We start from the raw sequence: 1,216 nt of genomic DNA, 5'->3' as shown, positions 1-1,216 counted from the left end.
CGGCATTGGGCCGAGGCCGGGATCGTCGCGCTGGGCTGGCCGGTCATACTGGCGGCCGGGTCGGTGCCGCCGGTCGTCCTCGGCCTGCTGTCGCACTTGGCCGTCCTACGCGGCGAGGACGAGCCCAAACCGGGGACGGCAGCTGTCCCCGGCTCTACCCCGAGCCAGGACGCGGCGGGGCCAGAGGCGGAAGACAGTCTGCTGTCGGCCGCAAGAGCGGCCGACGCCGAGTACCGCGCCGCGCACGACGGGCGGGATTACCCGGGACGCATTGCGCAAAGCTATACAGGTAAGTACGGCACGGGCTGGCGAGGTTGTGCGGGAACTGTGGAAGGCGCCAGAGGTCGTTAATAGGCAGGGCCTATAAGGGGCGGCGGGGCCGATAGGGAATTGTTGTCAATTCCACGTATTCCGAAATCGGAATAATCCTGTTATGATGACCTTATAAGCGGAGGATCATTGTGGACGAACGAACAAAACAAACACCGAAAAGCCTTGGCCGATTCATCAGGCAGATGAGACACGAACGCGGCCTTACTATCCAGCAGCTTTCTATCGCGAGCGGCGTACGCCAGACAGCGCTGGTGAGAATCGAGCAGGACGAAGTCCAACATCCACTGCCCGATAACCTTGCGGCACTCGCAAAAACTCTGGAGGTAAGAACCAGCGACCTTTTTCTACTAGCGGGCGTCCCGCTCCCCGAAGACCTTCCGAGTCTCGATGTCATGCTGCGGGCCGAGTATGACCTGCCCGAGGCCGGTATCCGGGAAGCGGAAGCCAGTATCCAGGAAATCGTCGCCCGGTATCGGAAGACTGGCCCCGGCTACTCGGAAGATACAACAACACGCCATCATACCTAGCAATATAATAACGGAAAGAATAGAAGCTATTCATGGACCCTACCCCAGAATCAATTATTCCGCGGCTGCGGCGGCTCATGCCGGTACGGCCACTTACCTACGGCGAGGCGTACAGCGTTGCCGAACTGCAAGCGACAAACTTGCTGCACCTTCTCGAAATAGACAAGGCGCCGGCCGACGTGGGGCGGATCGCCGCCCTGCCCGAACTTGAGGTGCGGGTAGAGCCGCGCTGGCGAATGCCAACCATGGCCGGGTTTTCGGAGTGGCGCGATGAGCGCTGGCTCGTGGTCGTCAACAAAAGCAACAACTCCGGCCGGCGGCGTTTCACCCTGGCCCACGAGTTCAAGAATGTCCTA

General features: G+C 60.9%; 3 protein-coding genes. All 3 read left to right on the top strand.

Annotation, left to right across the window (positions count from 1 at the left end):
• On the top strand, positions 1-351 hold a 351-nt coding region (locus AC08OJ_RS00785), incomplete at its 5' end, for a hypothetical protein (protein ID WP_476594841.1).
• Between the two features lie 110 nt (positions 352-461).
• Positions 462-860, top strand: a complete 399-nt coding sequence (locus AC08OJ_RS00780) for a helix-turn-helix domain-containing protein (protein ID WP_476591960.1) — start codon at positions 462-464, stop codon at positions 858-860.
• A gap of 32 nt (positions 861-892) precedes the next feature.
• On the top strand, positions 893-1,216 hold a 324-nt coding region (locus tag AC08OJ_RS00775), incomplete at its 3' end, for an ImmA/IrrE family metallo-endopeptidase (protein ID WP_476594840.1).

The organism is Frankia sp. CgKIO3 (genome assembly GCF_977946435.1).
The sequence above is the reverse complement of the archived record's forward strand: the minus strand, read 5'-3'. Positions and strand labels throughout refer to the sequence as shown.